Origin of the sequence: Paraburkholderia sp. CI2 (assembly GCF_014201055.1) — a bacterium.
Classification (GTDB): domain Bacteria; phylum Pseudomonadota; class Gammaproteobacteria; order Burkholderiales; family Burkholderiaceae; genus Paraburkholderia; species Paraburkholderia tuberum.
This window is the reverse complement of sequence record NZ_JACHDL010000007.1, coordinates 1-25,838: the sequence shown is the minus strand read 5'-3', so window position 1 is coordinate 25,838 and position 25,838 is coordinate 1. Positions and strand designations below refer to the sequence as shown.

Annotated in this window: 28 protein-coding genes and 1 pseudogene; 6 read left to right on the top strand and 23 right to left on the bottom strand. The window is 63.9% G+C overall.

What is annotated here, in order from left to right:
• Positions 1-2: 2 nt before the first annotated feature.
• From cyoE to HDG32_RS12085, 4 genes are read right to left on the bottom strand one after another with little or no spacing between them, the layout of a single operon-like run.
• Positions 3-908: a heme o synthase gene (gene cyoE / locus HDG32_RS12100; protein WP_184066996.1), complete on the bottom strand. Its 906-nt coding sequence runs from the start codon at positions 906-908 to the stop codon at positions 3-5.
• A 5-nt stretch (positions 909-913) separates the two neighbouring features.
• The gene (locus HDG32_RS12095; RefSeq protein WP_184066993.1) at positions 914-2,023 is read right to left on the bottom strand and encodes a heme A synthase; all 1,110 of its coding nucleotides are present in this window, start codon (positions 2,021-2,023) and stop codon (positions 914-916) included.
• A gap of 22 nt (positions 2,024-2,045) precedes the next feature.
• Positions 2,046-2,720, bottom strand: coding sequence for a cytochrome C oxidase subunit I (locus tag HDG32_RS12090; RefSeq protein ID WP_184066991.1), 675 nt, complete (start codon positions 2,718-2,720; stop codon positions 2,046-2,048).
• A 51-nt stretch (positions 2,721-2,771) separates the two neighbouring features.
• Positions 2,772-3,488 carry an SURF1 family protein gene (locus tag HDG32_RS12085; protein WP_184066989.1) on the bottom strand — a complete coding sequence of 239 codons (717 nt, stop codon included), beginning with the start codon at positions 3,486-3,488 and terminating at the stop codon, positions 2,772-2,774.
• A gap of 111 nt (positions 3,489-3,599) precedes the next feature.
• Between HDG32_RS12085 and HDG32_RS12080 the strand changes: the two genes are divergently transcribed.
• Positions 3,600-3,809 (top strand): twin transmembrane helix small protein, encoded by a 210-nt coding sequence (locus tag HDG32_RS12080; protein WP_008921867.1) that lies wholly within the window; start codon positions 3,600-3,602, stop codon positions 3,807-3,809.
• Positions 3,810-3,968: 159 nt separating this feature from the next.
• Here HDG32_RS12080 and HDG32_RS12075 read toward each other — a convergent pair whose 3' ends face one another.
• The 8 genes from HDG32_RS12075 to HDG32_RS12045 all read right to left on the bottom strand — a co-directional run bounded on the left by HDG32_RS12075 (position 3,969) and on the right by HDG32_RS12045 (position 11,349).
• Positions 3,969-4,826 carry a cytochrome c oxidase subunit 3 gene (locus HDG32_RS12075; protein WP_018419311.1) on the bottom strand — a complete coding sequence of 286 codons (858 nt, stop codon included), beginning with the start codon at positions 4,824-4,826 and terminating at the stop codon, positions 3,969-3,971.
• Between the two features lie 125 nt (positions 4,827-4,951).
• Positions 4,952-5,161 (bottom strand): DUF2970 domain-containing protein, encoded by a 210-nt coding sequence (locus tag HDG32_RS12070; RefSeq protein WP_018419310.1) that lies wholly within the window; start codon positions 5,159-5,161, stop codon positions 4,952-4,954.
• Positions 5,162-5,211: 50 nt separating this feature from the next.
• Complete coding sequence (locus tag HDG32_RS12065; protein WP_184066987.1) at positions 5,212-5,850, bottom strand: cytochrome c oxidase assembly protein; 639 nt, start codon at positions 5,848-5,850, stop codon at positions 5,212-5,214.
• Positions 5,851-5,892: 42 nt separating this feature from the next.
• Entirely contained in the window at positions 5,893-6,027 is a 135-nt protein-coding gene (locus HDG32_RS35980) for a cytochrome oxidase small assembly protein (RefSeq protein WP_018419308.1), read from the bottom strand.
• A gap of 109 nt (positions 6,028-6,136) precedes the next feature.
• Positions 6,137-7,750: a cytochrome c oxidase subunit I gene (gene ctaD, locus HDG32_RS12060; protein WP_184026602.1), complete on the bottom strand. Its 1,614-nt coding sequence runs from the start codon at positions 7,748-7,750 to the stop codon at positions 6,137-6,139.
• 44 nt (positions 7,751-7,794) lie between these two features.
• Entirely contained in the window at positions 7,795-9,447 is a 1,653-nt protein-coding gene (gene coxB, locus HDG32_RS12055) for a cytochrome c oxidase subunit II (protein WP_184066985.1), read from the bottom strand.
• A gap of 64 nt (positions 9,448-9,511) precedes the next feature.
• Entirely contained in the window at positions 9,512-9,988 is a 477-nt protein-coding gene (locus HDG32_RS12050) for a DUF2244 domain-containing protein (protein ID WP_184026596.1), read from the bottom strand.
• 395 nt (positions 9,989-10,383) lie between these two features.
• Positions 10,384-11,349, bottom strand: coding sequence for a methyltransferase domain-containing protein (locus HDG32_RS12045; RefSeq protein WP_184066982.1), 966 nt, complete (start codon positions 11,347-11,349; stop codon positions 10,384-10,386).
• 121 nt (positions 11,350-11,470) lie between these two features.
• Here HDG32_RS12045 and HDG32_RS12040 point away from each other — a divergent pair, with 121 nt between their 5' ends.
• A complete protein-coding gene (locus HDG32_RS12040; RefSeq protein WP_409340024.1) occupies positions 11,471-12,217 on the top strand; it encodes a phosphoribosyltransferase family protein in 747 nt (248 codons plus the stop codon).
• Positions 12,218-12,235: 18 nt separating this feature from the next.
• Positions 12,236-12,706, top strand: coding sequence for a tRNA (uridine(34)/cytosine(34)/5-carboxymethylaminomethyluridine(34)-2'-O)-methyltransferase TrmL (trmL, locus tag HDG32_RS12035; RefSeq protein WP_090802877.1), 471 nt, complete (start codon positions 12,236-12,238; stop codon positions 12,704-12,706).
• Here trmL and HDG32_RS12030 read toward each other — a convergent pair.
• The 5 genes from HDG32_RS12030 to HDG32_RS12010 all read right to left on the bottom strand — a co-directional run bounded on the left by HDG32_RS12030 (position 12,679) and on the right by HDG32_RS12010 (position 15,678).
• Entirely contained in the window at positions 12,679-13,239 is a 561-nt protein-coding gene (locus HDG32_RS12030; protein WP_184066976.1) for an O-acetyl-ADP-ribose deacetylase, read from the bottom strand. The genes trmL and HDG32_RS12030 overlap by 28 nt on opposite strands.
• Before the next feature lie 111 nt (positions 13,240-13,350).
• On the bottom strand, positions 13,351-14,349 hold the full coding sequence (locus HDG32_RS12025) for an NAD(P)H-dependent glycerol-3-phosphate dehydrogenase (RefSeq protein ID WP_184066973.1): 999 nt from the start codon (positions 14,347-14,349) through the stop codon (positions 13,351-13,353).
• A gap of 22 nt (positions 14,350-14,371) precedes the next feature.
• Positions 14,372-14,848: a protein-export chaperone SecB gene (gene secB, locus HDG32_RS12020; RefSeq protein WP_018419299.1), complete on the bottom strand. Its 477-nt coding sequence runs from the start codon at positions 14,846-14,848 to the stop codon at positions 14,372-14,374.
• A gap of 147 nt (positions 14,849-14,995) precedes the next feature.
• Positions 14,996-15,256 carry a glutaredoxin 3 gene (gene grxC, locus HDG32_RS12015; RefSeq protein ID WP_090802871.1) on the bottom strand — a complete coding sequence of 87 codons (261 nt, stop codon included), beginning with the start codon at positions 15,254-15,256 and terminating at the stop codon, positions 14,996-14,998.
• A complete protein-coding gene (locus HDG32_RS12010; protein WP_013088271.1) occupies positions 15,253-15,678 on the bottom strand; it encodes a rhodanese-like domain-containing protein in 426 nt (141 codons plus the stop codon). Before HDG32_RS12010 ends, grxC begins: the two co-directional genes overlap by 4 nt.
• 137 nt (positions 15,679-15,815) lie before the next feature.
• Between HDG32_RS12010 and gpmA the strand changes: the two genes are divergently transcribed.
• The 3 genes from gpmA (at position 15,816) to HDG32_RS11995 (ending at position 19,488) form a co-directional block, all read left to right on the top strand.
• Positions 15,816-16,562, top strand: a complete 747-nt coding sequence (gpmA, locus tag HDG32_RS12005; protein ID WP_184066970.1) for a 2,3-diphosphoglycerate-dependent phosphoglycerate mutase — start codon at positions 15,816-15,818, stop codon at positions 16,560-16,562.
• Positions 16,563-16,916: 354 nt separating this feature from the next.
• Complete coding sequence (locus HDG32_RS12000; protein ID WP_184066967.1) at positions 16,917-18,494, top strand: S41 family peptidase; 1,578 nt, start codon at positions 16,917-16,919, stop codon at positions 18,492-18,494.
• Positions 18,495-18,729: 235 nt separating this feature from the next.
• Positions 18,730-19,488: a molybdopterin-synthase adenylyltransferase MoeB gene (locus HDG32_RS11995; protein WP_184054036.1), complete on the top strand. Its 759-nt coding sequence runs from the start codon at positions 18,730-18,732 to the stop codon at positions 19,486-19,488.
• Positions 19,489-19,588: 100 nt separating this feature from the next.
• On the opposite strand, the gene ptsP is transcribed toward HDG32_RS11995, so the two are convergent.
• The 6 genes and pseudogenes from ptsP to HDG32_RS11965 all read right to left on the bottom strand — a co-directional run.
• On the bottom strand, positions 19,589-21,331 hold the full coding sequence (gene ptsP / locus HDG32_RS11990; RefSeq protein ID WP_090805570.1) for a phosphoenolpyruvate--protein phosphotransferase: 1,743 nt from the start codon (positions 21,329-21,331) through the stop codon (positions 19,589-19,591).
• Positions 21,332-21,701: 370 nt separating this feature from the next.
• Entirely contained in the window at positions 21,702-21,971 is a 270-nt protein-coding gene (locus HDG32_RS11985; protein WP_184066964.1) for an HPr family phosphocarrier protein, read from the bottom strand.
• Positions 21,972-22,095: 124 nt separating this feature from the next.
• Positions 22,096-22,623, bottom strand: a complete 528-nt coding sequence (locus HDG32_RS11980; protein ID WP_184062563.1) for a PTS sugar transporter subunit IIA — start codon at positions 22,621-22,623, stop codon at positions 22,096-22,098.
• A 243-nt stretch (positions 22,624-22,866) separates the two neighbouring features.
• Positions 22,867-23,823: a glutathione synthase gene (gene gshB / locus HDG32_RS11975; protein ID WP_184066960.1), complete on the bottom strand. Its 957-nt coding sequence runs from the start codon at positions 23,821-23,823 to the stop codon at positions 22,867-22,869.
• Positions 23,824-23,926: 103 nt separating this feature from the next.
• Positions 23,927-25,216 carry a glutamate--cysteine ligase gene (gene gshA / locus HDG32_RS11970; RefSeq protein WP_018434736.1) on the bottom strand — a complete coding sequence of 430 codons (1,290 nt, stop codon included), beginning with the start codon at positions 25,214-25,216 and terminating at the stop codon, positions 23,927-23,929.
• A gap of 251 nt (positions 25,217-25,467) precedes the next feature.
• Positions 25,468-25,838, bottom strand: a pseudogene (locus HDG32_RS11965) (ammonium transporter); the annotation flags it as partial.

Here is a 25,838-nt window from a genome sequence, read left to right as displayed (position 1 = left end):
TGTTACGCGCCTATCACGACGCGCGAGTAGTGGTCGATCAGCAGCGCGGCGAACAGCAGCGACAGATAGACGATCGAATAACGGAAGGTTTTGCGCGCGAGCTCGTCCGAGTACTCCCGGTAGATCTTCCACGCATAAGCGAGAAACACGGCACCGAGCAGCACCGCCGACGCGAGATACACGACGCCGCTCATGCCGGAGATGAACGGCATCAGCGTGACCGCGAACAGGATGACCGTGTAGAGAAGGATATGCAGGCGCGTGTACTTTTCGCCGTGCGTGTTCGGCAGCATCGGCAGGCCGGCGTTTTCGTAGTCCTTGCGGCGATACAGCGCGAGCGACCAGAAATGCGGCGGTGTCCACACGAAGATGATCAGCACGAGGATCCACGCGTCGCCGGGCACGTGGCCCGTTACCGCGGCCCAGCCGAGCGCGGGCGGCATCGCGCCCGACGCGCCGCCGATCACGATGTTCTGCGGCGTGACTGGCTTCAGCAGCAGCGTATAGATGACCGCATAACCGACGAACGTGGCGAGCGTGAGCCACATGGTCAGCGCATTGGCGAACGTGTACAGCGTCCACATGCCGAGGCCGCCGAGCACGGCCGAGAACAGCAGGATCTGCGGGGTGGTGATTTCGCCGCGCGCGGACGGACGCCACGACGTGCGGCGCATTTTGGCGTCGATCTGCTGCTCGACGAGGCAGTTGATCGCGAACGCGGCGCCGGCCAGCAGCCAGATGCCGACCGTGCCGCCGATCAGTACGGTCCATGGCACCATGCCCGGCGTCGACAGGAACATGCCGATGACCGCGCAGAACACCGCAAGCTGCGTAACACGCGGCTTGGTCAGTGCGAGATATTGGGAGACCCGGCTGCCGGGCGTTCGGGAGAGTGTTGTGCTGTCCATGTGAGTCACGCTGGCGCGGCTTCGCGCGCAGGGAGCGCGGCGCGGCCGGGACGGCTATAAGCGACCCGAAAGTTTAACATAACGAGCAGCAGCAGCAGGATCGCGGCCCCGCCGTTATGGGCGACCGCAATCGGTAACGGCCATTGCAGCACGATGTTCGACAAGCCGGTGACGAACTGGATCAGCACCACCAGCAGCACGCCGTTGGCGGGTCGCCGCAGTGACTCGAAGCGGCGCATCTTCAACGCGAACCACACCAGATAGGCGATCACAGCGAACGCGAACGTGCGATGCGTCCAGTGAATCGCGACCAGCGCATCCTGCGTGATCACGTCGCCGTCGCCGGTCATGCCAAGCGCGCGCCACAGGTGGAAGCCGTGCGCGAAGTCCATCGGCGGAATCCATTGGCCGTTGCAGGTCGGGAAGTCGGTGCACGCGAGCACCGCGTAGTTCGTGCTGACCCAGCCACCGAGCGCAATTTGCAGTACCAGCAGCGCGAGACCCGCGAGCGCGGCCACGCGCCAGCGCGCGGCCTCGGGCTCGTAGGCCGGCAGCGGCGTCAGGCGCGCCGCGAGCCAGCCGAGCGTGCCGAGCAGCGCCAGGCCGAGCAGCAGATGCGTGGTCACGATGATCGGCTGCAGCCTCATGGTCACGGTCCACGCGCCGAACACGCCCTGCACGACGATCAGCAGCAGCAGCGAAGTCGGCCACCACGGCGACACATGCAGCGGACGACGCTTGATACGCGCCGTCCAGGCAATGATCGTCTGCGCGATGATCAGCACGCCGATCGCCATCGCGAAGTAGCGATGGATCATTTCGATCCACGCCTTCGTCATGCTGACGGGGCCGCTCGGCATCGCCTGATAGGCCGCGGAGATCGCCGCGTGCGCGATGAACGGCGACGACGTGCCGTAGCAGCCGGGCCAATCCGGGCAGCCGAGGCCCGAATCGGTGAGGCGCGTGAAGCCGCCGAACATCACGAGATCGAGCGTCAGGAAGGTGGTGAGCCAGACCAGCTTGCGGAATTTGTTGTCGTCGGCCTTGACCCACACGTAGGACAACGGCAGCAACGCGATACACAAGCCGATCAGGCCCAGTTGCAATACGAACATCTCATTTACCCAGGTTGCGGCGTCAGCCGATGGTCGACCATTTGAGCAGCTTGGTCAGGTCGCCTTTGATCTTGCTCGGGTTCGCGTCTTTCGGAAAACGCATCATCAGATTGCCGTTCGGATCGACCAGGTAGATGTGGTCGGTGATCCGCGTGCCGGTGTCGGCGGGCAGCCACGCGGCGACCTGCGCCGGATCGGCGATCAGCATGTCGGTGTTGGGGTAGGCGGTTTGTATCACGTCCGCGACCTTGTCTGCATCGGTGCGCAGCCACACTTCCATGACGCGCTCGCGTTCCGGGCCCTGAGCTGCGCGGATTTGTCGCATGAAGTAGAGCTTCGTCACGCAGGCTTGGTCGCACGCGCTGTTGTCCACCGAGATCATGAGCCAGCGGCCATGCAGCGAGGCGAGCTTCAGCGGCTTGCCGTCCGCGCCGGTGACCATGAGCGAGTCCGGGATCGGCCGTTGCGGCTCGATCAGCGCGCCGTAGTTCGTGCTGCCGCCGGTCGGCTTCACGACGAAGTACATGAAGTACGAGATCGCGATCGGCGCCGCGCAGATCACCGCGAGCAGCAGCAGCACCCAGCGGCCGCGCCGCCACGAGCCCGGGCCGTTCGGTTGGCCGGGCATCGCTTTGGCCGCGGCGGGTTTGCCGCTGGATTTGCCAGCTTCCGGCGAACGGGGAGTTTGAGTCGACACTACAGAACCTCTTTCAATGTTTGGACGGCGGCGAGCCGTGCCTTGCGTTCCTCACGCGCCCGGCACGTGCTCTTTTTTGCCCGCGCGGCGCGCCGCATACAGACCGAAGGCGAGCGCGGCGGCGGCCATGCCCCACCACTGCAGCATGTAGCCGTAGTTGCGCTCGACGCCGGTGGTCGGTGCGGGCCAGTCGCGCACCAGGCCGTCGCCGGCATCGCCGGTCTGCTGGATCACGAACGATTGCAGCGGCAGCCCGGTCTCCGCGGCGTACGAGCCGACGTCGAGATTCTGCCGGATCAGGTGATGCGCGACCGATCCACCCTCGCCGAGCTCGAACGCGCGCGACGCGTCGGCACGCGCAATCCCTTCGATCTCGACCTCGCCCGGCGGCGTCGTGTACGGCGCGATGGTCTCGCGATTGCTCAGGTTGCGCGGCAGCCAGCCGCGATTGACGAGCACGTAACCGCCGTCGGCGAGTTTAAAAGGCATCACGACGTAAAAGCCCGGCTGATCGTTATACGGACGATTATCGAGGTACACGACCTTGTCCGTGACGAAACTGCCGCGCGCTTTCACGCGATGAAACTCGATGTCCTTCAGCGCGAGCGGCGTCGCGCTGACCGGCAACGCGGGCGCGTTCTCGAACTGCGTGATGCGCGCCTCGAGCGCTTCCTTCTGATGCGCGCGATCGCGCTGCCAGAAACCGAGCCGCATCGTCACGACGACGACCAGCAGGATCAGCAGCGCGGGAATCAGGCGAAACTTCATTGCGGGCGCTCCGGCATCGCGCTCAGGGCCGCCGGGAACCTGCGGCAGACGCCCGCTCGCGGTGCGATAATGAATGTCTTGCCACTGCGCTTTCCGGTTTCAGTTGGTTCCATGCACATTATCGTTCCCATCGCCTTTGCTCTCATCATCGCCAGCATGGTGTCGGCGCTGTATTTCATGATGCACGACAAAGGCAAGACCAAGCGGATGGTCTGGTCACTCGCCACGCGGGTGGGCCTGTCGATCTCGCTGTTCCTGTTCATCCTGTTCGCACACTGGATGGGCTGGATTCAGTCGACCGGGATTCCGTACGGGCGCTGACGCTCGCGGATAGGTCACCGCCGCATCCCTTCAGCGGCAAATTTTCCTCGCCGCCAAACAAAACGCCGCCCTGAGAGGTCGAGGGCGGCGCTGCATTCATCCTTGCATACTGCTCGTGCGCGCCGCCTGAACGGCATTGCGCGCACGGATCTGGCCGCATTACAGCCAGTACACGACGACGTACAGACCGAGCCACACGACGTCGACGAAGTGCCAGTACCAGGCCGCGCCTTCGAACGCGAAGTGATGTTCCGGCGTGAAGTGGCCGCGGATCAGGCGCACCAACACGACGGCGAGCATCGTGCCGCCGAGGAACACGTGAAAGCCGTGGAAGCCGGTCAGCAGGAAGAACGTCGAACCGTAGATGCCCGAAGCCAGCGTGAGGTTCAGCTCGTTGTATGCGTGGAAGTATTCGAAGCCTTGCAGGAACAGGAAGCTCACGCCCAGCACGAGGGTCGCCGCGAGCCACGCCATCGCCTTCTTGCGATGGTTGTCGCGCAGCGCGTGGTGCGACACCGTCAGCGTCGCACCCGACGACAGCAGCAGCGCCGTGTTGATGGTCGGCACCGGCCACGGCTGCATCGACTTGTAGGTGCCCACGAGTTCGGCCGGGCCGTTGTTCGGCCACACCGCCGTGAAATCCGGCCAGATCAGTTTGTAGTCGAGGCTGCCGAGTTGATGCAGCGCGATTTCGCGGGCATAGAACAGCGCGCCGAAGAATGCGCCGAAGAACATCACTTCGGAGAATATGAACCAGCTCATGCTCCAGCGGTACGACCGGTCGACGTTCTTGCCGTACATGCCGCCTTCCGACTCGGCGATCGCATCGCCGAACCAATGCCACAGCGTAAAGAGCAGCCACAGCAGACCGATGAGCACGCCAAGCGGCGCCCAGGTATGGTCGTTGATCCAGGCCGCAAGCGATCCGAGCATGACCAGCAACCCCGTAGCGGCGCTGATCGGATGCCGCGACGGATGCGGTACGAAATAGTACGGGCTCTCGTTTTGACCGCTCATTCTTGATTCTCCACTTCAGTCCAGTTGTTCCGGAATCTCCGGCTGTATCTTCGGCGGCGCGTCGAAACCGCACCGCTTCTCTCGAATTCGTGGGCTCTTCTCTGCTGCTGCGCCCTGCTACCGCCTCAACCGACCACGAGGCGCACGACCAGAATCAGCACCCCGATCAGAACCGCCGCGCCGATCAGCGCCGCCACGATCACATGCAGCGGGTTCAGTTGCGTCGCGTCCGCCTCGAGATCGCGGCGCTTGCGCACGCCGAAAAACGACCAGAACACCGCGCGCATCGATTGACCGAAACTGCTCTTGCGCGGACTGCCGCCGTTATCGTTCATGTCGCTTCGTTTTCCTTCGTTCGTCCGCGGCTCGCGCCGTCAAATCTGCTTCAGGCCGGCTTTGCGGAAGTGGCTGCCGCGCTGGTCACTGCATCGTTCACTGCATTCACCTTCGGCGCCGCATCATCCGCGCTAGCCGCCGCCGGCGTGTTCAACTCGAAAAACGTGTACGACAGCGTGATCGTCTTCACGTCCTTCGGCAACTTCGGGTCGACGACGAACACCACCGGCATCCGCTTCGTCTCGTTCGCGTTCAACGTCTGCTGCGTGAAGCAGAAACACTCGATCTTCCTGAAGTACTCGGTCGCCTGCTTCGGCGCGTAGCTCGGAATGGCCTGCGCACGGATCGTGCGCGACTGCTCGTTGCTGACGTCGTACATGACCGTCGTTACTTCGCCCGGATGCACGTCGAGACTGCGCTGCTCCGGCTTGAAACCCAACAGGCCCCGCGCGTTCGCATCGAATTCGATCGAAATCGTGCGGCTCATGTCGACCTGCGTATTCTTCGCCTCGCGCGCTGAAACGTCGCGCTGCACGAGGTTGTTCACGCCGGTGATCTGGCAGATCGCGCGATACATCGGCACCAGCGCGAAACCGAAACCGAACATCATCAACGCGACGACGAACAGCTTGATCAGCATCGAACGGTTGAAAGAGCGATCGGCCTCGGCCGGCGGTTGCGTCGACATCTGAATCCTCAACAAACCTGCAAACAGACTGCGAAGGCGGCGTTAGCTGAACCAGCACTGCTTCAGAATCGCGCTCGCGAAAAACACCGCGGCGATCGCGAACATCACCAACCCTATCCGCCTGTTGCCCGCGCGAATCTGCTCCGGCGTACGTCTTTCCTGTGGATTGCGCGTCATGCTCGACTTTCTGAGTACGGTTCTTGACTGGCGAGGCCGCCGCGCGAAGCGTCCGAGTCCGGTGGCGGCATATCGCGCCGCCGGAACCCGGCACCTCGCCGGGATGGGCTTACTCGACGGTCGGCGGATGCTCGAACGTGTGGAACGGAGCCGGGCTCGGTACGGTCCACTCGAGGCCCGTTGCGCCGTCCCACGGCTTGTCGCCCGCTTCTACGAGCTCGCCACCGCCACGGTAGGCCGGCAGCGCCACTGCGAACAGGAAGTACACCTGTGACAGACCAAAGCCGAACGCGCCGATCGAGATCACCTGGTTCCAGTCGGTGAACTGCGCCGGGTAGTCGGCATAACGACGCGGCATGCCCGCGAGACCGACGAAGTGCATCGGCAGGAACGCGAGGTTGAAGAAGAACATCGACGCCCAGAAGTGGATCTTGCCGCGCGTTTCGTTGTACATCCAGCCGGTCCACTTCGGCGACCAGTAGTACCAGCCGGCGAACAGCGCGAACAGCGACCCCGCCACCAGCACGTAGTGGAAGTGCGCGACCACGAAATAAGTGCCGTGATACTGGATGTCGAGCGGCGCCATGGCGAGCATCAGACCCGACAGGCCACCGAACGTGAACACGATCAGGAAGCCGACCGCGAACAGCATCGGCGTTTCGAAGGACAGCGAACCGCGCCACATCGTCGCGACCCAGTTGAACACCTTCACGCCGGTCGGCACCGCGATCAGCATCGTCGCGTACATGAAGAACAGCTGGCCCGTGACCGGCATGCCGGTCACGAACATGTGGTGCGCCCAGACCATGAACGACAGGATCGCGATCGACGCGGTTGCGTACACCATCGAGCTATAGCCGAACAGCGGCTTGCGCGAAAACGCCGGGATCACCTGCGAGACGATCCCGAACGCCGGCAAGATCATGATGTACACCTCGGGGTGCCCGAAGAACCAGAAGATGTGCTGGTACATGACCGGGTCGCCGCCGCCTGCCGCATTGAAGAACGACGTGCCGAAGTGACGGTCGAACAGCACCATCGTGATCGCGCCCGCCAGAACTGGCATCACGGCGATCAGCAGGTACGCGGTGATCAGCCAGGTCCAGACGAACATCGGCATCTTCATCAGCGTGAGGCCGGGTGCGCGCATGTTCAGGATCGTCACGACGATGTTGATACCGCCCATGATCGACGACGCACCCATCAGGTGGATCGCGAAAATCGCGAAGTCCATGCCCGGGCCCATCTGCGTGGAGAGCGGCGCGTACAGCGTCCAGCCCGCGGCGGTCGCGCCGCCCGGTGCGAAGAACGAGCCGACCAGCAGGACGGCCGCGACCGGCAGCAGCCAGAAGCTGAAGTTGTTCATCCGCGCGAAAGCCATGTCCGATGCGCCGATCTGCAGCGGCACCATCCAGTTCGCGAAGCCGACGAACGCCGGCATGATCGCGCCGAACACCATGATCAGCCCGTGCATGGTGGTCAACTGGTTGAAGAACTCGGGACGCATGATCTGCAGACCCGGCTCGAACAGTTCGGCACGGATCATCAGCGCCATCACGCCCCCGGACAGGAACATGGTGAACGAGAAGATCAGGTACAGCGTACCGATGTCCTTGTGGTTGGTTGCGAACAGCCAACGGCGCCAGCCATGCGGCGTTTCGTGGGCATGGTCGCCGTGCACGTGCTCGTGGCCCGCAACTACATCGTGTCCGATGCTAGACATGACAATCTCCTAAAGCGAATTCTGCGGTGCTGACCATGAATACGTCAGGCTGCCGGGCTGATCTGAACGCGCCGGGCTTCCTTCGCGTCGGTGCCGCCGGTGATCGTTTCCGGCTTCTTCAAAATAATATGATCGTCGGCAATGCCGGCTGCTTTCAGCGCGTCGCGAACGGCTTCGGCACGACTCTTCGCGAGCTTCGCGTTGACGTCGGCGGAGCCGGTTGCGTCGGTGAAGCCCGACAGCGTGAATTTCGCGTCCGGATGCGCCTTCGCGTAGGCCGCGGCCGCGTCGACCGCCGCTTTCGCGTCGGCCGGCAGCGTGCTCTTGCCGGTCTCGAAGTAGATGCTCGCCGGCAGCGCGGCCTCTGCGTTGTTCGAAGCAGCCGCGCCAGCCTCGTTGCCCGATGCGGCCGGTGCGGACGCCGCTTCTGCGCCCGACGCTGCTTCCGCGCCCGATGCCGCAACGGCGCCGCTCGCGGCAGCACCGGCGTTGGCCAGATGATCGCCGCCTTCCGGCAGCTTGCCGTTGCGCGCGTCGGCGACCTGCTTCGGCTGCAGGATGTCGCCCGTGTGGTTGCCCCACGAGTTACGTTCGTACGTGATCACCGAGGCGATTTCGACGTCGTTCAGCGTCGGCGCCCACGAAGGCATCGCGTTCTTGCCCTTCAACACGAGACTCACGTGCTGCCCGATCGGACCGTTGGCGATCTTGCTGCCGTCGAGCGCCGGGAATGCGCCCGCGCCCTTGCCGGTCGGCTGGTGGCAGACCGCGCAGTTCGACGCGTAGACCTTGCCGCCGCGTTCCATCAGCTCGGCCATCGTGTAGGTCTTGTTCGGATCGTCCTGGCCGGCGGCCATTTTCTTCTTCTGCTCGTCGACCCACTTCGCGTAGTCGTCGGCAGACAGCACCTCGACGACGACCGGCATGAACGCGTGTTCCTTGCCGCACAGTTCGGTACAGAAGCCGCGGAACGTGCCGGTGCGGTTGGCCTTGAACCACGTGTCGCGCACGAAGCCGGGAATCGCGTCCTGCTTCACGCCGAAGGCCGGCACGTACCAGGAGTGGACCACGTCGTTCGCGGTGGTGATGATGCGGATTTTCTTGTCGACCGGCACCACGAGCGGGTTGTCGACTTCCTGCAGATACAGCGTGGAGATCGGCTCGCGGCCATCGGTTTGCGCGCGCGGCGTGGCGAGCGTGGACAGGAAGCCGATGCCCTCGCCCGGACCCTTCACGTAGTCGTAGCCCCACTTCCACTGGTAGCCGGTGACCTTGATCGTGAGGTCGGCGTTCGAGGTGTCCTTCATCGCGACGACGGCCTTGGTGGCGGGCAGCGCCATCAGCACGACGATGATGAACGGCACGATCGTCCAGATGATTTCGACGGTGGTGCTTTCGTGGAAATTGGCTGCGTTGTGGCCTTTCGATTTGCGGTGCGCGAAGATCGAATAGAACATCACGCCGAACACACCGATGAAGATCACGGTGCAAAGTCCCAGCATGAACATGTGGAGGCTGAACAGCTCCTCAGCGATTCTCGTTGCAGGCGGCTGGAGATTGATCGCGTTGACGGCTGGGCCGCCCGGAGCATCGCCCACTGCCAGGGCGGCACCGGCGAAAAGCAGTCCGCTCGTCGCCAGCACGCTCATGAGCGCTCGCTTGATTGTTTTCATAGCTTCCTTACCCAAATTTTCCATTCAAACCCCTCGACCCCGCTGGCAGCGTGTCGCGCCCCCTTGAACGCCGCGCGTCCGGCACCATCTAACAACGTGCCAGCCACATACGTAGTTCGCCTGCGAACTGCGCGCGCCGATTCTGCGCGAGGTGTTGCCCGATCATGATCGTCTGCCCGCGCGAGACCAGCTTGATCTGATCGCGCGGCGTTGCGCCCGGCTCTATCCGCACCCAGCGCGGATTGAATTCGAACTGCGTAATCTGCTCGGCACTGACCTGCTCGATCACGAGCCGGTTCGGAAACAACCGGATGCGCTCGTAATCGACAGCATGACGCGCATATATTGCAAACGCGATACCTACGGCCAGCAATTCGATTCCAGTGAACGGCAACACCAGCCAGGCGCCGACCAGAACCAGCATGAATGCAATTGCCAACGAAAACAACGCAAGCGACACGTACAGACAGACGAACTGCCGCGGCGATATCGAACAGTTGCGCTTCATGGTCCAGTCCCTAAGGACCGGTTCTGAATCCGCCAGCAGATGATCTGATGCGCCCATCGCTGCCTCCTGCGAATCGTCGAGTCCGGCCTGCCTTCTTTTACTTCCGGATGCATCTCGCGGCCGCCGTTCGAGTCACTGTTTCCAGCATCACTCGCGAGCGCGCCAACCCCTACCGCATCACTTCATTTTGCAGCCCCGCGCCTCGGGCTTGCCACCCCAAATGTGGGAACCTCGGGTGACAAACTGACGCATTATAGGCGCGATCCATAGCATCGACAAGCAAGCCCCGATCGGCCCGCAAGCCAGGCGCGACAAGCCTTCGCGCCATTTTGCCCGGCATTTTGCGGCTCTTTTGGAGGGCAAATCCCAGGCATAACGGATGTCCTCTTTACCGCTTTTGCAACACGTCAACCGCACCGTCGGCAAGCAGTTGATGACAGCACCGCAATCTGCTATCCACGCTTGCCCGGACCTCGTCCGATGTCCTCGAGCCGCACGATGCCATGTCCTTCCGCCGTGGTGCGCGGCACGGCTTTCCATGCGTGGCCGTAGATCACCTCGAAGGTCAGCGCGATCGTGCCGTCGGCGCGCCGGCGCGCTTCGAGCGCGGCGAGCAGGGCTTTGTGCAACCGACGCGCGAGCACGCCGTCATGCGCATCGCGCTCGAACGGGTACGCGCCCCAGCGACGCACGTCCGCGAGCAGCGACTCGGGCGACTTATAGGTGATCGTCAGCGTCTCCTGGTCCATCACCGGAATTTCGAAGCCGGCCTCGACGAGCATGTCGCCGAGGTCGTGCATGTCGACGAAGTCGATCACATGCTTGCGAGACGCGACGCCGTGGGCGGCCTCGATCTCGGCGTAGGCACCGCGCAACTCCTTCAGCGTATCGGGGCCGAGCGTGCTGAACATTAGCAGGCCGTTGACCTTCAGCACGCGCTGCCATTCGGGAAACACCAGATCGGGCCGCGAGTGCCAGTGCAGCGCGAGGTTGGACCAGATGAATTCGAATGCGCCGGACGTGAACGGCAGCGCGGAGAAATCGGTCTGCGCGAAGCGCGGGCCACGCGCGCCGAGCGCCTTGCCGAGCGAGGCGGGAAGAAAGCGCCGCCAACTGGTGTCGCCGGCATCGTGACGCAGCGCGCGGCGGAGCATGCCGTGCGACAGATCAGCGCCGAACACCGGCGCCTCGGGAAAGCGTTCGCGCAATGCGGGGAGGTCTTCGCCCGCGCCGCAACCGGCGTCGAGCACGCTCGAGGGCGCCACCTTGATGTAATCGAGACGCTCGCGCATGCGCTGCGCAATCTCTCGCGGCAGGAACGCAACCTCGTCGAAGGTGGCAGCGCGACGGTCGAAAATACGTCTGAGGCGCCGTGAATCGTAGGCCGGACGGCCAGATTGAGCGGATGTTGGGGACATGTGTGTCGTGCTGGCGTGAGCTCGAAGTATACTCGTTCGTTCCTCTCCATTCAGCGAGAACGGCTTTCACCGGCGCTCACTCGTGCGATTCCAGTCATTTTCTTCGTCGTGTCGAAATCAGGTGGCGCGTTTTGCGCGCGGACTGCATTCGGCATGGCCGCGGGCCTTGAACGCCGCGCTGCCGAACCTGTGCGCGTTGTGCGGCAATTTGTCGCATAAGACGTTGTGCGACGGTTGCGACGCGGCCTACTGGAACGAGAGCCGGCTGCGCTGCACCGTTTGCGCGGTGCCGTTGCCGGCGTCACGCTGGGTCGCTCAGGCGCGGTATCGCTGCGCGGATTGCGTGGCCGAGCCGCCGCCGTTCGACGCGAGCTTCGCGCTCGCCGACTATCGCGCGCCGCTCGATACGCTCGCGGTCGGCCTGAAGTTCCGCGCCCGGCTGATGCTCGCGCGAGACTTCGCGCAACGCCTCGCGCGGCTCGCTGAAGCCAATTGGCACGACGCGGCCGAGCGGCCCGACGTGATCGCGCCTGTGCCGCTCGCCGGTCGCCGTCTGGTCGAGCGCGGTTACAACCAGGCCTGGCAGATCGCGCGGCCGCTCGCCCGGGCGCTCGGCGTGCGCGGCGACCCCACGCTGCTCGAACGAACGCTCGACACCGCGCCGCAATCGCGCCTCGATCTCGATGCGCGCCGGCAGAACGTCGGCCGAGCGTTTCGCGTCGCGCGCCCAGTGCGCGGCCTGCACGTCGGCATCGTCGACGATGTCATGACGAGCGGCGCGACGCTCGAAGCGCTCGCGCATACGCTGAAGGCCGCCGGCGCGCGGCGGGTTACGAACTTCGTCGCGCTGCGCACTCCGAAAAACTAGCTTTTACGTGGTCTTCTTATGTTCAACGTCGTTCTCGTAGAACCCGAAATTCCGCCCAACACCGGCAACGTGATTCGCCTGTGCGCGAACACCGGCGCCCGGCTGCACCTGATCGAGCCGCTCGGCTTCCCTCTCGACGACACCAAGATGCGGCGCGCCGGCCTCGACTATCACGAGTACGCGGAAATGAACGTGCATGCCGATTGGGACGCGTTCATCGCGAAAGAAACGCCCGACGCGTCGCGCATGTTCGCATTCACGACGCGCGGCTCGGGGCGCTTTCACGACCACGCGTTTCAACCGGGCGACTGGTTCGTGTTCGGCGCCGAAACGCGCGGCCTGCCCGGCACGGTGCTCGAGCGCTTTGCGAACGAACAGCGCGTGCGTCTGCCGATGCGTCCCGGCAATCGCAGTCTGAATCTGTCGAATACGGTGGCGATCGTGGTGTTCGAAGCGTGGCGTCAGGCCGGCTTCGAAGGCGGCGCCTGACGGCGTTCGAGCTCGGCCTCGTAGCGTGCGAACATCGCGTCGTCGAAGCACGCGAACGTCACGTGCTTCATGTGTGGTGTGCGCGGCAACGTGTCGAGTACGGTCGCGACCGCGATGCTGACCGCATCGTCGGCGGGGAAACGGTAGATACCGCAGCTGATCGCTGGAAACGCGATGCTCGTGCACTGAGTTTCGCGCGCGACTTCGAGTGAGCGCTGATAGCACGATGCGAGCAGGTCGGCTTCGCCATGCGCGCCGCCACGCCACACTGGACCGACCGCGTGAATAACATGCTTCGCGGGCAGACGATAGCCGGCGGTGATTTTGGCGTCGCCGGTCGCGCAGCCGCCGAGCGTTTCGCATTCGCGCAGCAACTCCTTGCCGGCCGCGCGATGAATCGCGCCATCCACACCGCCGCCGCCGAGCAGCGAAGTATTCGCGGCATTGACGATCGCATCGACGGCGAGCGTCGTGATATCGACCACGCGCGCTTCGAGCGTGCACGTGCCAAGCCTGAGAATGAAGGTGGGCATGGGAACCTCGCTGACCCGAGTCTCGCTCACGAAGTGGACAACCCGAAGTGGACAACCAGGCGAGGCAGCCGTTCAACGCGAATTTCCGCTAAACGGCTGATAGAAAAGGCTTTATTCCGCCTTCGAATCGCGCCGCAGGAGCGCGCTAACCGCATCGCGCGGCGCCACGCCGTCGAACAGCACCGCGCAGACCGCCTGCGTGATCGGCATTTCGATTGCATGAGCACATGCGATCGAGAGTACCGCCCGCGCGCAGCGCACGCCTTCGGCCACGTGACCGAGACCGCCGAGGATGTCGTCGAGCGTGCGGCCCGTGGCGAGTTGCAGGCCCACGGTGCGGTTGCGCGACAGATCGCCGGTGGCAGTCAGAATCAGATCACCGAGGCCGGTCAACCCGGTAAAGGTTTCCGCGCGCCCACCGAGCGTCACGCCAAGGCGCGACATTTCGGCGAGGCCGCGGGTGATCAGCGCCGCGCGTGCATTGAGGCCGAGGCCGAGGCCATCGGCGATGCCCGTGGCGATGGCGAGCACGTTTTTCACCGCGCCGCCCACTTCGACGCCGACGACGTCGTCGCCGGTGTAGATGCGCATCGCGCCGTGATGGAACGCCGCGACCGTGCGTTCGCGGCACGCCGCCGACGGGCTCGCGATCGTCAACGCAACCGGCAGCCCCTGCCCGACTTCGCGCGCGAAGCTCGGTCCGGACAACACGCCGTTGCTCGCATGCTCGGGCAATTCCGCCGCGACCGCCTGATGCGGCAACAACTGCGAATCCGCTTCGAACCCCTTGCACAGCCACACGATATGCGCGGGCACCTTGCCCGCATCGCGCATCGCGCGCAACAGGCCGCGCAGGCCAGCCACGGGCGTCGCGACCACGCACAGCGCATCGTCGTCGAGTGCGTGATCGAGCGCCACTCCGAGATCCGCTTCAAAGCGAAGCGCGGGCGGCAACGCGACGCCCGCCAGATAGCGGGCGTTTTCATGCGAAGTGGAAAGCTCGGCGATGAGCGCGGACTCGCGCGCCCACAACACCGTGTGGTGCCTTAAGGCCAGATGGCCGGCGAGGGCGGTGCCCCAGGCGCCAGCGCCGAGAACGGCGACTTTCATAGCCGGCACTGCGCGCGGCGCCTTAATGCGTGACGCCTTTTTGCGCCGCGCCGTCCTGCTGGGCCGCGCTCATCTGGGCGAGACGCTGCTCGTACAGCGCCTGGAAGTTGATCTCGGCGAGGTGGATCGGCGGGAAGCCGGCGCGGGTGATCGCATCGGCGATGTTCGAGCGCAGGTACGGGAACAGGATGGTCGGGCAGGCAATGCCGACGAGCGGATCGATCTGCTCGGCAGGAATGTTGCGAATGTCAAAAATGCCGGCCTGTTTCGCTTCGATCAGGAACGCGACCTTGTCCGACACCTTGGCCGTGACCGTGCCCGTCACGAGAATTTCAAACACGGATTCGGCGAGGCGCTCGGCCTTCACGTCGACTTCGACTTCGACCGACGGCATTTCCTGCTCGAGGAAGATACCCGGCGAATTCGGCTGCTCGAGCGACATGTCCTTCAGATAGATGCGCTGGATGTTGAAGAACGGCTGGTTATTCTCGTCGGACATGATGGTGATTCCTGATAGGTGTGCGTGGCGGCGGCCGATGCACGCATGGGCCGCCAGATTATTGCGCCGGCTTGCCGGCTCCACGAGGAGCGCGTGCGCCGGCTTATCGAGTGGTCCGCCCGCTCGCGCGGCGCGAAACGCGCGAACTCAGGCTGCTTCGAGCAGCGGCGTCAGACCGCCCGCGCGATCGAGCGCGGAAAGGTCATCATAGCCGCCCACATGCGTCTCGCCGATGAACACCTGCGGCACCGTGCGACGACCGGTCCGGGTCATCATCTCCTCACGACGGCCCGGGTCCTTGTCGATCAGTACTTTCTCAACGTGCTCGACGCCGCGCGACTTTAAAAGACGTTCGGCCATCTGGCAATACGGGCACACCTGGGTGCTGTACATGATCACTTTGTTCACTTGGCTGCTCCTTGTTTCACAACCGGCATACCGGCTTTCTGCCAGGCATCGACGCCGCCCTCGAGAACATGGACTTCCGCGTATCCCGCTTCCTGCACGATACGCGCGGCCTTGTTCGACTGCTGGCCGGTCTGGCACACCAGCAGCACCGGGTTGCTCTTGTTCTTCGCGAGTTGCGTGACTTTCGCCTGCAACTCTGCGAATTCGAAATGCCGTGCCGAGGGCAGGTGCCCCTTGGCGTAATCGGCGGACGGCCGCAGATCGATGACCGCCGCGTTGCGCCGGTTGATCAGTTGGGTGGCTTCAGCGGCCGACAGGCCGCCACGTCCACGCCGACTGATGGTCGGCCACAGCAGCAACCCACCAGAGATAAGGACGATTGCGATCAGGACAAGGTTTGTGTATTCGGTGAAAAACTTCACGGAAGATCCGCCGGAAAGAGAGAAATCGAAAAGGTCAACCCGAGCATTATAAAATAACCGTTCGACGCGATGGCGATGCGCCGCCCGAGGCGCCGCGCAGCGCGAGACCGCTTCCTCACTACCGACCGGCAACTCTCATGTACAAACTCGTTCTCATCCGCCACGGCGAATCGACTTGGAACAAGGAAAACCGCTTCACCGGCTGGGTCGACGTCGACCTCACCGAGCAGGGCAACCTCGAGGCGCAGCAGGCGGGCGGACTGCTCAAGGAATCGGGCTATACGTTCGACATCGCCTACACGTCGGTGCTCAAGCGCGCGATCCGCACGCTGTGGCATGTGCAGGACCAGATGGATCTGATGTACCTGCCCGTCGTGCATTCGTGGCGCCTGAACGAACGCCACTACGGCGCGCTGTCGGGTCTGAACAAGGCCGAAACCGCCGCGAAGTTCGGCGACGAGCAGGTGCTGGTCTGGCGCCGCAGCTACGACACGCCGCCGCCCGCGCTCGAGCCCACCGACGAGCGCGCGCCGTACACCGATCCGCGCTACGCCAAGGTGCCGCGCGAGCAACTGCCGCTGACCGAGTGCCTGAAAGACACGGTCGCGCGCGTGTTGCCGCTGTGGAACGAGTCGATTGCGCCGGCCATCAAGTCGGGGCGCAGCATCCTGATCGCCGCGCACGGCAACTCGATCCGCGCGCTGGTCAAGTATCTCGACAACATCTCGGACAGCGACATCGTCGGCCTCAACATCCCGAACGGCGTGCCGCTCGTCTATGAACTCGACGACAACCTGAAGCCGATCAAGCACTACTATCTCGGCGACCAGGACGCGATCGCCAAGGCGCAAGCCGCGGTCGCGAGCCAGGGCAAGGCGGGCTGATCCGGCATATCCGGGCGCGGCCCACGCCACGAAAACGCGCGGGGCCGCACGCAGACAACCTGGCCGACAAGAAATTCTGTATTGCGCCCGGCGGTCAGATTCAGAGGTCCGCTGCAGGGTTCACCGTAGCGGCGAGCGCATCCGCTGGCCTTGCGCGGCAACTCTCAGTTCCGACCCGCCGAGTGCCATGTCGTACGGCTCGCCATCCGCGGCTCGGGTCGCAAGAACCAGGACCTTCCCGTACTGTCGAAGCACGATTGCCTGCACCGCGCCCTGAGCAGGCGGGTGTGCAGTTATACTTGTCCGTCCAATCTTTATCGACGCTGCCACGCGCTTCCGACCGCAACAGACTCTATGCGAAAGAACCTGAAAAATATCGGCCTGATTGCCGCGGGCCTTGCTACCGGTGTCTTTGCCACCCTGCAATACTCCGCCTCGGCCCAGCAACCCGCAAGCGCTGCGGTCGCCCCGCTGCCGCTAGACCAGCTCAGGCTTTTCGCCGAAGTGTTCGGGCAGATCAAGCACGAATACGTTGAACCGGTCGACGACAAGAAGCTGCTCACCGCCGCGATCAAGGGCATGGTGTCCAGCCTCGACCCGCACTCGTCGTACCTCGACAAGACCGACTACGAAGAGCTGCAGGAGCAGACCAAGGGCCGCTTCGCGGGCCTCGGCATCGAAATTTCGTCGGAAGACGGCCTGATCAAGGTGATTTCGCCAATCGAAGACACGCCCGCGTTCCGCGCCGGCATCCGTCCGGGCGACCTGATCACGCGCATCAACGACAAGCCCGTGCGCGGCATGACGCTCGACCAGGCGGTCAAGCAGATGCGCGGCGACCCGGGCACCAAGGTCACGCTGACCATCTTCCGCAAGACCGACGACCGCACGTTCCCGCTCACCGTCACGCGCGCGATCATCAAGGTGCAGTCGGTGAAGGGCAAGATCATCGCGCCGGGCTTCGCGTACGTGCGCATCACGAGCTTCCAGGAACGCACCACGCCTGACCTCGCGGCCAAGCTGCAGGATCTCGCGCGCCAGGAGCCGAACCTGAAGGGCCTCATCCTCGACCTGCGCAACAACGGCGGCGGTCTGCTGCAAAGCGCGGTCGGCGTCGCGGGCGCGTTCCTGCCGCCGAATTCGGTGGTGGTGTCGACCAACGGCCAGATTCCGGATTCGAAGCAGATCTATCGCGACACCTACGATAACTACCGTCTGCAATCGTTCGACAGCGATCCGCTCAAGGACGTCCCGGCCATCTTCAAGACCGTGCCCATGATCGTGCTGACCAACGCGTATTCGGCGTCGGCGTCGGAAATCGTCGCGGGCGCGCTGCAGGATCAGCACCGCGCGCTGATTCTCGGCAAGACCACGTTCGGCAAGGGTTCGGTGCAAACCGTGCGCCCCCTGACGGCCGACACCGCACTGCGCCTGACCACCGCGTATTACTACACGCCGAGCGGCCGTTCGATCCAGAACAAGGGCATCCGCCCCGACATTCCGGTCGATCAGTACGCGGACGGCGATCCGGACGACGCGCTCGTGACCCGCGAAGTCGACTACTCGAATCACCTCGCGAACACGCAGGACCCGAACGAGAAGAAGGAAGCGGAGCAGCGCGAGCAGGAGCGCATGGAGCAACTGCGTCAGCTCGAAGAGCAGAACGACAAGAAGACGCCGGAACAGCGCCAGAAGGAGCGCGAACGCAAGCCGGTCGAGTTCGGTTCGGCTGACGACTTCATGCTGCAACAGGCAGTCGACAAACTCGAAGGCAAGCCGGTTCAGGAATCGAAGTCGTTGATGGAACGCCGTCTCGCGCAGAACAAGCCGGACACGTCGGCCTCCGCGCCGGTCGCGGTGAAGCCGACGCAACCGGTGCCGGGCGCATCGGGACCGGCGCCGGCTTCGGCACCGGCTCCCGCTGGCAAGTAAGCTGGCCGACAGGCAGCGAACCGCGCGCGTGTCTTCGCAGCACGACAGTCTGCGAAGACACGCCGCAACAGTTTCAGCAAAAGCCGCCGCCTAACCGGTGGCGCATCACGGCAAGCCGCAACCGCCACCCTCCCCGCGCGATTAAAATAACAGGCACGAATGCGCGCCGCGGCGCCTCGGCCTGCCTCTCCTTGCGCGACACAGCGACATAGCGACACACCCCACGCGCCCCGCCATGAATGACGATCAACTCCTTCGCTACTCCCGCCACATCCTCGTCGATGAAATCGGCATCGAGGCGCAGCAGCGTTTTATCGACGCCCACGCGATCATCGTCGGCGCGGGCGGGCTCGGTTCGCCAGCCGCGCTGTATCTCGCGGCGGCGGGCGTCGGCCGTCTGACGCTCGTCGATGCCGATACCGTCGACCTGACTAATCTACAACGACAGATCCTGCACGTGAGCGCGTCGGTTGGACGTAGGAAGGTCGAGTCCGGGCGCGACATGCTCGCGCGGATCAATCCCGAGGTCGTCGTCAACGCGGTGGCCGAGCGCGTCGACGATGCGTGGCTCGACCGCGAGGTGCCGCACGCGAGTGTCGTGCTCGATTGCACCGACAACTTCGCGACGCGTCACGCGATCAACCGCGCGTGCGTCAAGCATCGCGTGCCGCTCGTGTCGGGAGCGGCGCTGCGCTTCGACGGCCAGATCAGCACTTTCGATTTCCGCGATGAAGCGTCGCCGTGCTACGCGTGCGTGTTTCCCGAAGACCAGCCGTTCGAAGAAGTCGCATGCTCGACGATGGGCGTGTTCGCGCCGACGGTCGGCATCATCGGTTCGATGCAGGCTGCCGAAGCGCTGAAGGTGATCGGCGCAATCGGCACGCCGCTCGTGGGCCGCCTGACGATGCTCGATTCGCTGCGGATGGAATGGAACACGATGCGCATCGGACGTCAGCCGGATTGTCCGGTGTGCGGCCACGCGCACGGGTCTTGAGGCGGTTCTGCACTGCCCGTTCGCTTGACGCCGAAATAGCAGAACGCCGCACATGTGCGGCGTTTTTTCGTTCAACGAGGCAAGACGATGCGCGTCAGATTCAAACCAGCGCGACCCGCTTGAGCGCCGCCTGCACCTCCTCCGGCTCGAACGAAGCCAGCACGTCGGCAACGGGCTTTTCGAGCGTCTTCAGATGCGAGCGCAGCACCTCCTGCTTGACCTCGAGGAGTTGGCTCGGATGCATCGAAAACTCGGTCAGACCCATGCCGAGCAGCAGACGCGTCAACGCCGGATCGCCCGCCATCTCACCGCACACCGACACGGGCACGCCCGCGCGCTTCGCCTCGCGCAGCGTGAACGCGATCAGATGCAGCACGGCCGGATGCAGCGGGTCGTACAGATGCGCGACCGCGTTGTCCGCGCGATCGATCGCGAGCGTGTACTGAATCAGATCGTTGGTGCCGATCGACAGGAAATCGAGCCGCTTCAGAAACAGCGGCAACGCGATCGCGGCGGCCGGGATCTCGATCATCGCGCCCACCTGCACGTTCGGATCGTAAGCGATACCCGCGTCGTCCAGTTGACGCTTTGCTTCGCGGATCAGATCGAGCGTCTGGTCGATTTCCTGCGCGTGCGCGAGCATCGGGATCAGGATCTTCACCCTGCCGAACGCCGACGCGCGCAGGATCGCGCGCAACTGCGTGAGGAACATCTGCGGCTCGGACAGGCTCCAGCGAATCGCGCGCAAACCGAGCGCCGGATTCGCGGCGGTCTCGTAGCCGTCGCCGCCCATCGAATCGAGCGGCTTGTCGGCGCCGACGTCGATCGTGCGGATCGTGACCGGCAAGCCGTTCATCAGTTCGACCGCGCGACGATACGCGCTGAACTGCGCCTCCTCTTCGGGCATCCGGTGCTTGTGATTCATGAACAGAAACTCGGTGCGGAACAGACCCACGCCGGTCGCGCCCGATTCGACCGCCGCGCGCGCGTCGTCCGGCAACTCGATGTTCGCGCACAGTTCGATGCGCGTGCCGCACAGCGTTTGCGTCGGCGAGAACTTGAGCCGTTGCAGCTTGCGCTGCTCGAGCTCCTTCTCGCTTTGCCGGTACGAGTATTCCTCGAGCACGATCGGCGCGGGATCGACGATCACGATGCCGTGGTCGCCATCGACGATGATCAGATCGTCCTGGCGGATCAGCGCGCTCGCATGCTGCACGCCGACCGCGGCCGGAATGCCGAGGCTGCGCGCGACGATCGCGGTGTGCGACGTGCGCCCGCCCAGATCGGTGACGAAGCCCTGGAACGTCTGCGTCTTGAACTGCATCATGTCGGCCGGCGCGATGTCGTGCGCGACCACGATCATCTCGTCGCACGCGCCATGCACGTTGCCGACGATGCCCGGCGCGCCCGCGAGCGCCTTCAGCACGCGCTCGACGACCTGCTCGATATCGGCCTTGCGCTCGCGCAGGTATTCGTCTTCGATAGTGTCGAAATGACGCGACAGTCTTTCGAGCTGTTCGGTCAGCGCCCATTCCACGTTGTAGCGGCGCGTGCGGATCAGGTCGATGGTTTCCTGAACGAGCATGACGTCGTTCAGGATCATCGTGTGAACGTCGATGAACGCGCCCATTTCGCTCGGGGCATCCGCGGCAAGATCGGCGCGCAATACGTTGAGTTCTTCATGCACGCGCTGCTGAGCCGCGCGAAAACGCCCGACCTCCCCTTCGATCTGGGGCGGTTCGATCAGATAGTGGTCTACGTCGAGTGCTGCCGGGGCGATCAGATAGGCCCGCCCGATGGCGATACCGCGTGACACGGGAATTCCATGCAGCGTGAATGACACGCGCACCTCCTCTAGTTGTGTAATGCCGCGGCAAACCGCTGCAATGCTCTCAGACTGTACTAGGCATTATAAATTCCGCGCCTTTTTGAAGTGTGTCAGCGGTGTGTGCAGCGCAGCACGGATTATCGCAATGAGGTGCCCTCGTACCCGGCGAAGCTTCGCTTTATACACGTCGCGCAAAACATATGGTTTAAACATTGAAAACGCATGTCGTCTTACGCACTCTTCCCGATGGCTTTCGCGCCGCTTCTAGATCCCTTTAATGTCGATTAACGGCGCGCCTCTTCTGATATTCAGATGTCGGCGGCGAAAAAAAACCGCGGACTGAGCCGCGGCATTTTCGGGTTTGTCGAACGCAAAGCGCGCGGCTTTATTGACCTTCGCCAAATTTATCGGCGATCAGTTTCAAGAGCGCGTCCATCGCGTCCTGTTCGTCGGCGCCTTCCGTTTCGATCAGCACGGTACTGCCGATGCCCGCGGCCAGCATCATCACGCCCATGATGCTCTTCGCGTTGATACGACGGCCATTGCGGCTCATCCAGATTTCCGCCTGGTAGTTGCCCGCGAGTTGCGTCAACTTGGCCGACGCGCGCGCGTGCAGCCCCAGCTTGTTCACAATTGTGGTTTCCTGTTGCAGCATGTGATGGTCCGAAGCGCGGGTGAATGAAATGGTGAAACGTGTTACTGCAAAGCGGCTTCAATGCGATCGGCACCGTTGCGAAACCGCTTGAATCCGTCGAAGCTTGCCTGCGAACCAGCCCGGCTTACAGGCCGGTCGCGTCCGTCTTTTGCGTCAGATCGGCATCGGCCGGCAAAGCGGGAACACAGTCGGCGGCCGCCGCGTCAGGCGGCAGCGCCGGCAGGCACTCGGCAGCGCACACTGGCGGCGTGACCGGTGTCGGCATCGCCGGTCCGATCGCGTGCACGCCCTTGGTCGCACCGGCGAGCGCCTTGTCGACGAGCGTGTCGAGCGGCGTCGCGCGATAGCAGACCGCGCGCACCAGCATCGGCAGATTGACGCCGCACAGCACACGCACGTCCGGCACGGTGGCGAGCCGGCCCGCGATGTTGGCCGGCGTCGCGCCGAACATGTCGGTCAGCACGAGCGCGCCGTTCTCTTCCTTCAGCCGCACGACTTCCGAATTCGCGAACGCGACGACCTGCGCAGGATCGCAATCCGGCGACACGTCGATCACGCCGATACGCGCCGGCAAACCGCCATAGATGTGGGAAATGCAATCGCGCAACGCGGTGGCGAATGGAGCGTGCGCAATGATCAGAATGCCTGCCATGTCAGCCTTACTGCAAAAGAACGGCCCCAAACCGTGGACCGGGACTCGAGCCCGGTTCGCCATCGCCCCGGACCGGCCGTGGGTCGCGAGGGCGGGAATGCATCGTCGGGCGAGCGGGCATTGTAGCAGCCTCATTTTCGCGCCAACCCCGACGCCACGCCTGATGCGGATTTACTACACAGATTGGGGGTGCAGCCGGGCAATCAAGGCCACTGCGTCGGCGCGCCACGCGAGCGCCACGCGTCAGCCGACCACGCGCTCCAGCGCGTCGACGAACATCGCGGCGACGTCGAAGCCGGTCTGGTCCATGATCTCGCGGAAACACGTCGGGCTCGTGACGTTGACTTCGGTGAGCCAGTCGCCGATCGCATCGAGTCCGACCAGCAGCAGGCCGCGCGCCGCCAGCACCGGCGCGAGCGTATCGGCGATCTTGCGATCCTGCTCGCTGAGCGGCCGCGCGACGCCCAGTCCGCCGGCCGCCAGATTGCCGCGCACCTCATTACCCTGAGGAATGCGCGCGAGCGAGTACGGCACCGCTTCGCCGCCGATCAGCAGGATGCGCTTGTCACCTTCCTTGATCTCGGGGATGAATTTCTGCGCCATCACCGAGCGCGCGCCGTCGTGGCTCAGCATTTCGACGATCGAGCCGAGGTTCATGCCGTCCGCCTTCACGCGGAATACGCCCATGCCGCCCATGCCGTCGAGCGGCTTCAGGATCACGTCGCCGTGCTGTTCGTGGAACGCGCGCAGACGCGCCGGGTCGCGAGTGACCAGCGTCGGCGCGACGAACTGCGCGAACTCGCCGATTGCGAGCTTCTCCGAATGATCGCGGATCGCCTGCGGTTTGTTGAAGATGCGCGCGCCGCCACGCTCGGCCAGTTCGAGCAGCCAGGTCGACGTCACGTATTCCATGTCGAACGGCGGGTCCTTGCGCATCACGACCGCGCCGAAGCTCGCGAGCGCGCGCGGCGTGGCGGGATCGGCGGCAAACCAGACATCACGATGCAGATCCGTGGTATCGCCGACGATCGCAATGCGCTGCACGTTCGCCTCGACATCGCCGCCCGTCCACGCCAGATGCTTCGGCTCGCAGGTGTACATCGTGTGACCGCGCCGCGCCGCTTCGGCCATCATCGCGTAGGTCGTGTCTTTGTAGATCTTGAAATGGCTGAGCGGATCGGCGATGAAAAGAATGTCCATGAAAGTCCCGGTGCGCCCTGAGGGGCGTGACATTGTTCGTCAATATAGTCTTTGAAGACGGCGATGGCGGCACGCATGCCGCCATCCTGCCGCGCGAGGTGGCTTAGACCTGGATCGCTTCAGGATCGGTCTTTTCGAGTTCGACCGATGCGGCCAGCAACCCGAGCCGCGCGACGACGCCATACATATAGAAGCGGTTCGGCGGCGCCGCGCCGGGCTTCGCGTGCGCATCGGGCAGCGCCGTGTGTTCGAAGCCGAGCGGCACGAAGTGCATGCCCGGCGCGTTCAGGTTCTGGTCGCGCTCGCGGCTGCCGTGCACGCGATAGAAGCCGCCCACCACATAGCGGTCGATCATGTAGACGACCGGCTCGGCGACTTCCTCGCCGATGCGCTCGAACGTGTAGACGCCTTCCTGCACGATCACGTCGTGCACTTCGAGGCCGTCTTTGGTCGCGGCCATGCGCGTGCGTTCGCGCTTCGTCAGCGCGGCGACTTCCGATGCGTCGTGCACGGTCATCACGCCCATGCCGTAGGTGCCCGCATCGGACTTGATCACGACATACGGTTTTTCGGAGATGCCGTACTCGCGATACTTGCGCGCGATCTTCTTCAGCACGCCGTCGATCGCATCGGCAAGGGCTTCCTCGCCGGTGCGCTGCTGGAAGTCGACGCCCTCGACGTGCGCGAAATACGGATTGATCATCCACGGATCGATCTCGACCATCTTCGCGAACTTCTTCGCGACGTCGTCATAGCACGAGAAATGCGTCGACTTGCGACGCACCGCCCAGCCCGCATGCAGCGGCGGCAGCAGGTACTGCTCGTGCAGGTTTTCGAGCACGGGCGGAATACCGCCGGACAGATCGTTGTTCAGCAGGATCGAGCACGGGTCGAAGTTCTTCAGACCAAGGCGCCGCTGCGAGCGCTCGAGCGGTTCGAGCACCAGCTTCTGGCCGTCCGACAGTGCAATCGTGACCGGGCCGTTGATGGTTTCGTCGAGCGTGCCGAAGCGTACGTTCAGACCCGCCTGGCGCATGATCGACGCAAGCCGGGCGACGTTTTCGAGGTAGAACGCGTTGCGGGTGTGACGCTCGGGAATGACGAGCAGATTCTTCGCGTCCGGGCAGATCTTTTCGATCGAGGCCATCGCGGCCTGCACCGCGAGCGGCAGCACTTCCTGCGGCAGATTGTTGAACGCGCCGGGAAACAGATTGGTGTCGACCGGCGCGAGCTTGAAGCCCGCGTTACGCAGATCGACGGAACAGTAGAACGGTGGCGTGTGCTCCTGCCATTCGAGCCGGAACCAGCGTTCGATAGCGGGCGTGGCGTCGAGGATCTTCCGCTCGAGGTCGAGCAGCGGGCCGTTTAACGCCGTAACTAGGTGCGGAACCATTGATCACTCGCAGACTGGAGAAAAAAGATTGTAGAGCAAATGCTTTGTCCATTTGGGGACGGTTTCTCCATTCGCAAGCAGACTCGAATGCATTCTCCCTATCTCGATGATAGGCGCGGAAAATCGCCGTTCGCAACCCGATCAGCAAGAAAAAAGCCCGCCATGAAGGCGGGCGAAATTGCTGCGCTTGCTTAACATTTTTTCTTACTGACGGGCCCGCGAGCGCGGGCCGAACCGGGACAGGTTCTCCGTTATTCGACTTTCTCGCCGTGCAGGCTCACGTCGAGGCCTTCGCGCTCCTGCTCTTCGGTCACGCGGATGCCCATCACCAGGTCGATGATCTTCAGCAGCACGAAGCTCACCACGCCGCTGTAGATCAGCGTCGTCAGCACGCCCTTCGCCTGCAGGATCACGCTGCCGTCCGAGCCGCTGATGTCCTTGACCGCGAACACGCCGGTCAGCAGCGCACCGATGATCCCGCCGATGCAGTGCACGCCGAACGCGTCGAGCGAATCGTCGTACCCGAACTTGTGCTTGAGCCACGTGGCCGCCCAGAAGCAGACCACACCCGCGACGATACCGATCACGAGCGCGCCGAGCGTGCCGACGAAGCCCGACGCCG

Bases quoted from the DNA above. Each gene is read 5' to 3' on its own strand.
- cyoE (WP_184066996.1), bottom strand. From the start codon at position 908: ATGGACAGCACAACACTCTCCCGAACGCCCGGCAGCCGGGTCTCCCAA.
- HDG32_RS12095 (WP_184066993.1), bottom strand. From the start codon at position 2,023: ATGTTCGTATTGCAACTGGGCCTGATCGGCTTGTGTATCGCGTTGCTG.
- HDG32_RS12085 (WP_184066989.1), bottom strand. From the start codon at position 3,488: ATGAAGTTTCGCCTGATTCCCGCGCTGCTGATCCTGCTGGTCGTCGTC.
- HDG32_RS12080 (WP_008921867.1), top strand. From the start codon at position 3,600: ATGCACATTATCGTTCCCATCGCCTTTGCTCTCATCATCGCCAGCATG.
- HDG32_RS12075 (WP_018419311.1), bottom strand. From the start codon at position 4,826: ATGAGCGGTCAAAACGAGAGCCCGTACTATTTCGTACCGCATCCGTCG.
- HDG32_RS12070 (WP_018419310.1), bottom strand. From the start codon at position 5,161: ATGAACGATAACGGCGGCAGTCCGCGCAAGAGCAGTTTCGGTCAATCG.
- HDG32_RS12065 (WP_184066987.1), bottom strand. From the start codon at position 5,850: ATGTCGACGCAACCGCCGGCCGAGGCCGATCGCTCTTTCAACCGTTCG.
- HDG32_RS35980 (WP_018419308.1), bottom strand. From the start codon at position 6,027: ATGACGCGCAATCCACAGGAAAGACGTACGCCGGAGCAGATTCGCGCG.
- ctaD (WP_184026602.1), bottom strand. From the start codon at position 7,750: ATGTCTAGCATCGGACACGATGTAGTTGCGGGCCACGAGCACGTGCAC.
- coxB (WP_184066985.1), bottom strand. From the start codon at position 9,447: ATGGAAAATTTGGGTAAGGAAGCTATGAAAACAATCAAGCGAGCGCTC.
- HDG32_RS12050 (WP_184026596.1), bottom strand. From the start codon at position 9,988: ATGGGCGCATCAGATCATCTGCTGGCGGATTCAGAACCGGTCCTTAGG.
- HDG32_RS12045 (WP_184066982.1), bottom strand. From the start codon at position 11,349: ATGTCCCCAACATCCGCTCAATCTGGCCGTCCGGCCTACGATTCACGG.
- trmL (WP_090802877.1), top strand. From the start codon at position 12,236: ATGTTCAACGTCGTTCTCGTAGAACCCGAAATTCCGCCCAACACCGGC.
- HDG32_RS12030 (WP_184066976.1), bottom strand. From the start codon at position 13,239: ATGCCCACCTTCATTCTCAGGCTTGGCACGTGCACGCTCGAAGCGCGC.
- HDG32_RS12025 (WP_184066973.1), bottom strand. From the start codon at position 14,349: ATGAAAGTCGCCGTTCTCGGCGCTGGCGCCTGGGGCACCGCCCTCGCC.
- secB (WP_018419299.1), bottom strand. From the start codon at position 14,848: ATGTCCGACGAGAATAACCAGCCGTTCTTCAACATCCAGCGCATCTAT.
- gpmA (WP_184066970.1), top strand. From the start codon at position 15,816: ATGTACAAACTCGTTCTCATCCGCCACGGCGAATCGACTTGGAACAAG.
- HDG32_RS12000 (WP_184066967.1), top strand. From the start codon at position 16,917: ATGCGAAAGAACCTGAAAAATATCGGCCTGATTGCCGCGGGCCTTGCT.
- HDG32_RS11995 (WP_184054036.1), top strand. From the start codon at position 18,730: ATGAATGACGATCAACTCCTTCGCTACTCCCGCCACATCCTCGTCGAT.
- HDG32_RS11985 (WP_184066964.1), bottom strand. From the start codon at position 21,971: ATGCTGCAACAGGAAACCACAATTGTGAACAAGCTGGGGCTGCACGCG.
- HDG32_RS11980 (WP_184062563.1), bottom strand. From the start codon at position 22,623: ATGGCAGGCATTCTGATCATTGCGCACGCTCCATTCGCCACCGCGTTG.
- gshB (WP_184066960.1), bottom strand. From the start codon at position 23,823: ATGGACATTCTTTTCATCGCCGATCCGCTCAGCCATTTCAAGATCTAC.
- gshA (WP_018434736.1), bottom strand. From the start codon at position 25,216: ATGGTTCCGCACCTAGTTACGGCGTTAAACGGCCCGCTGCTCGACCTC.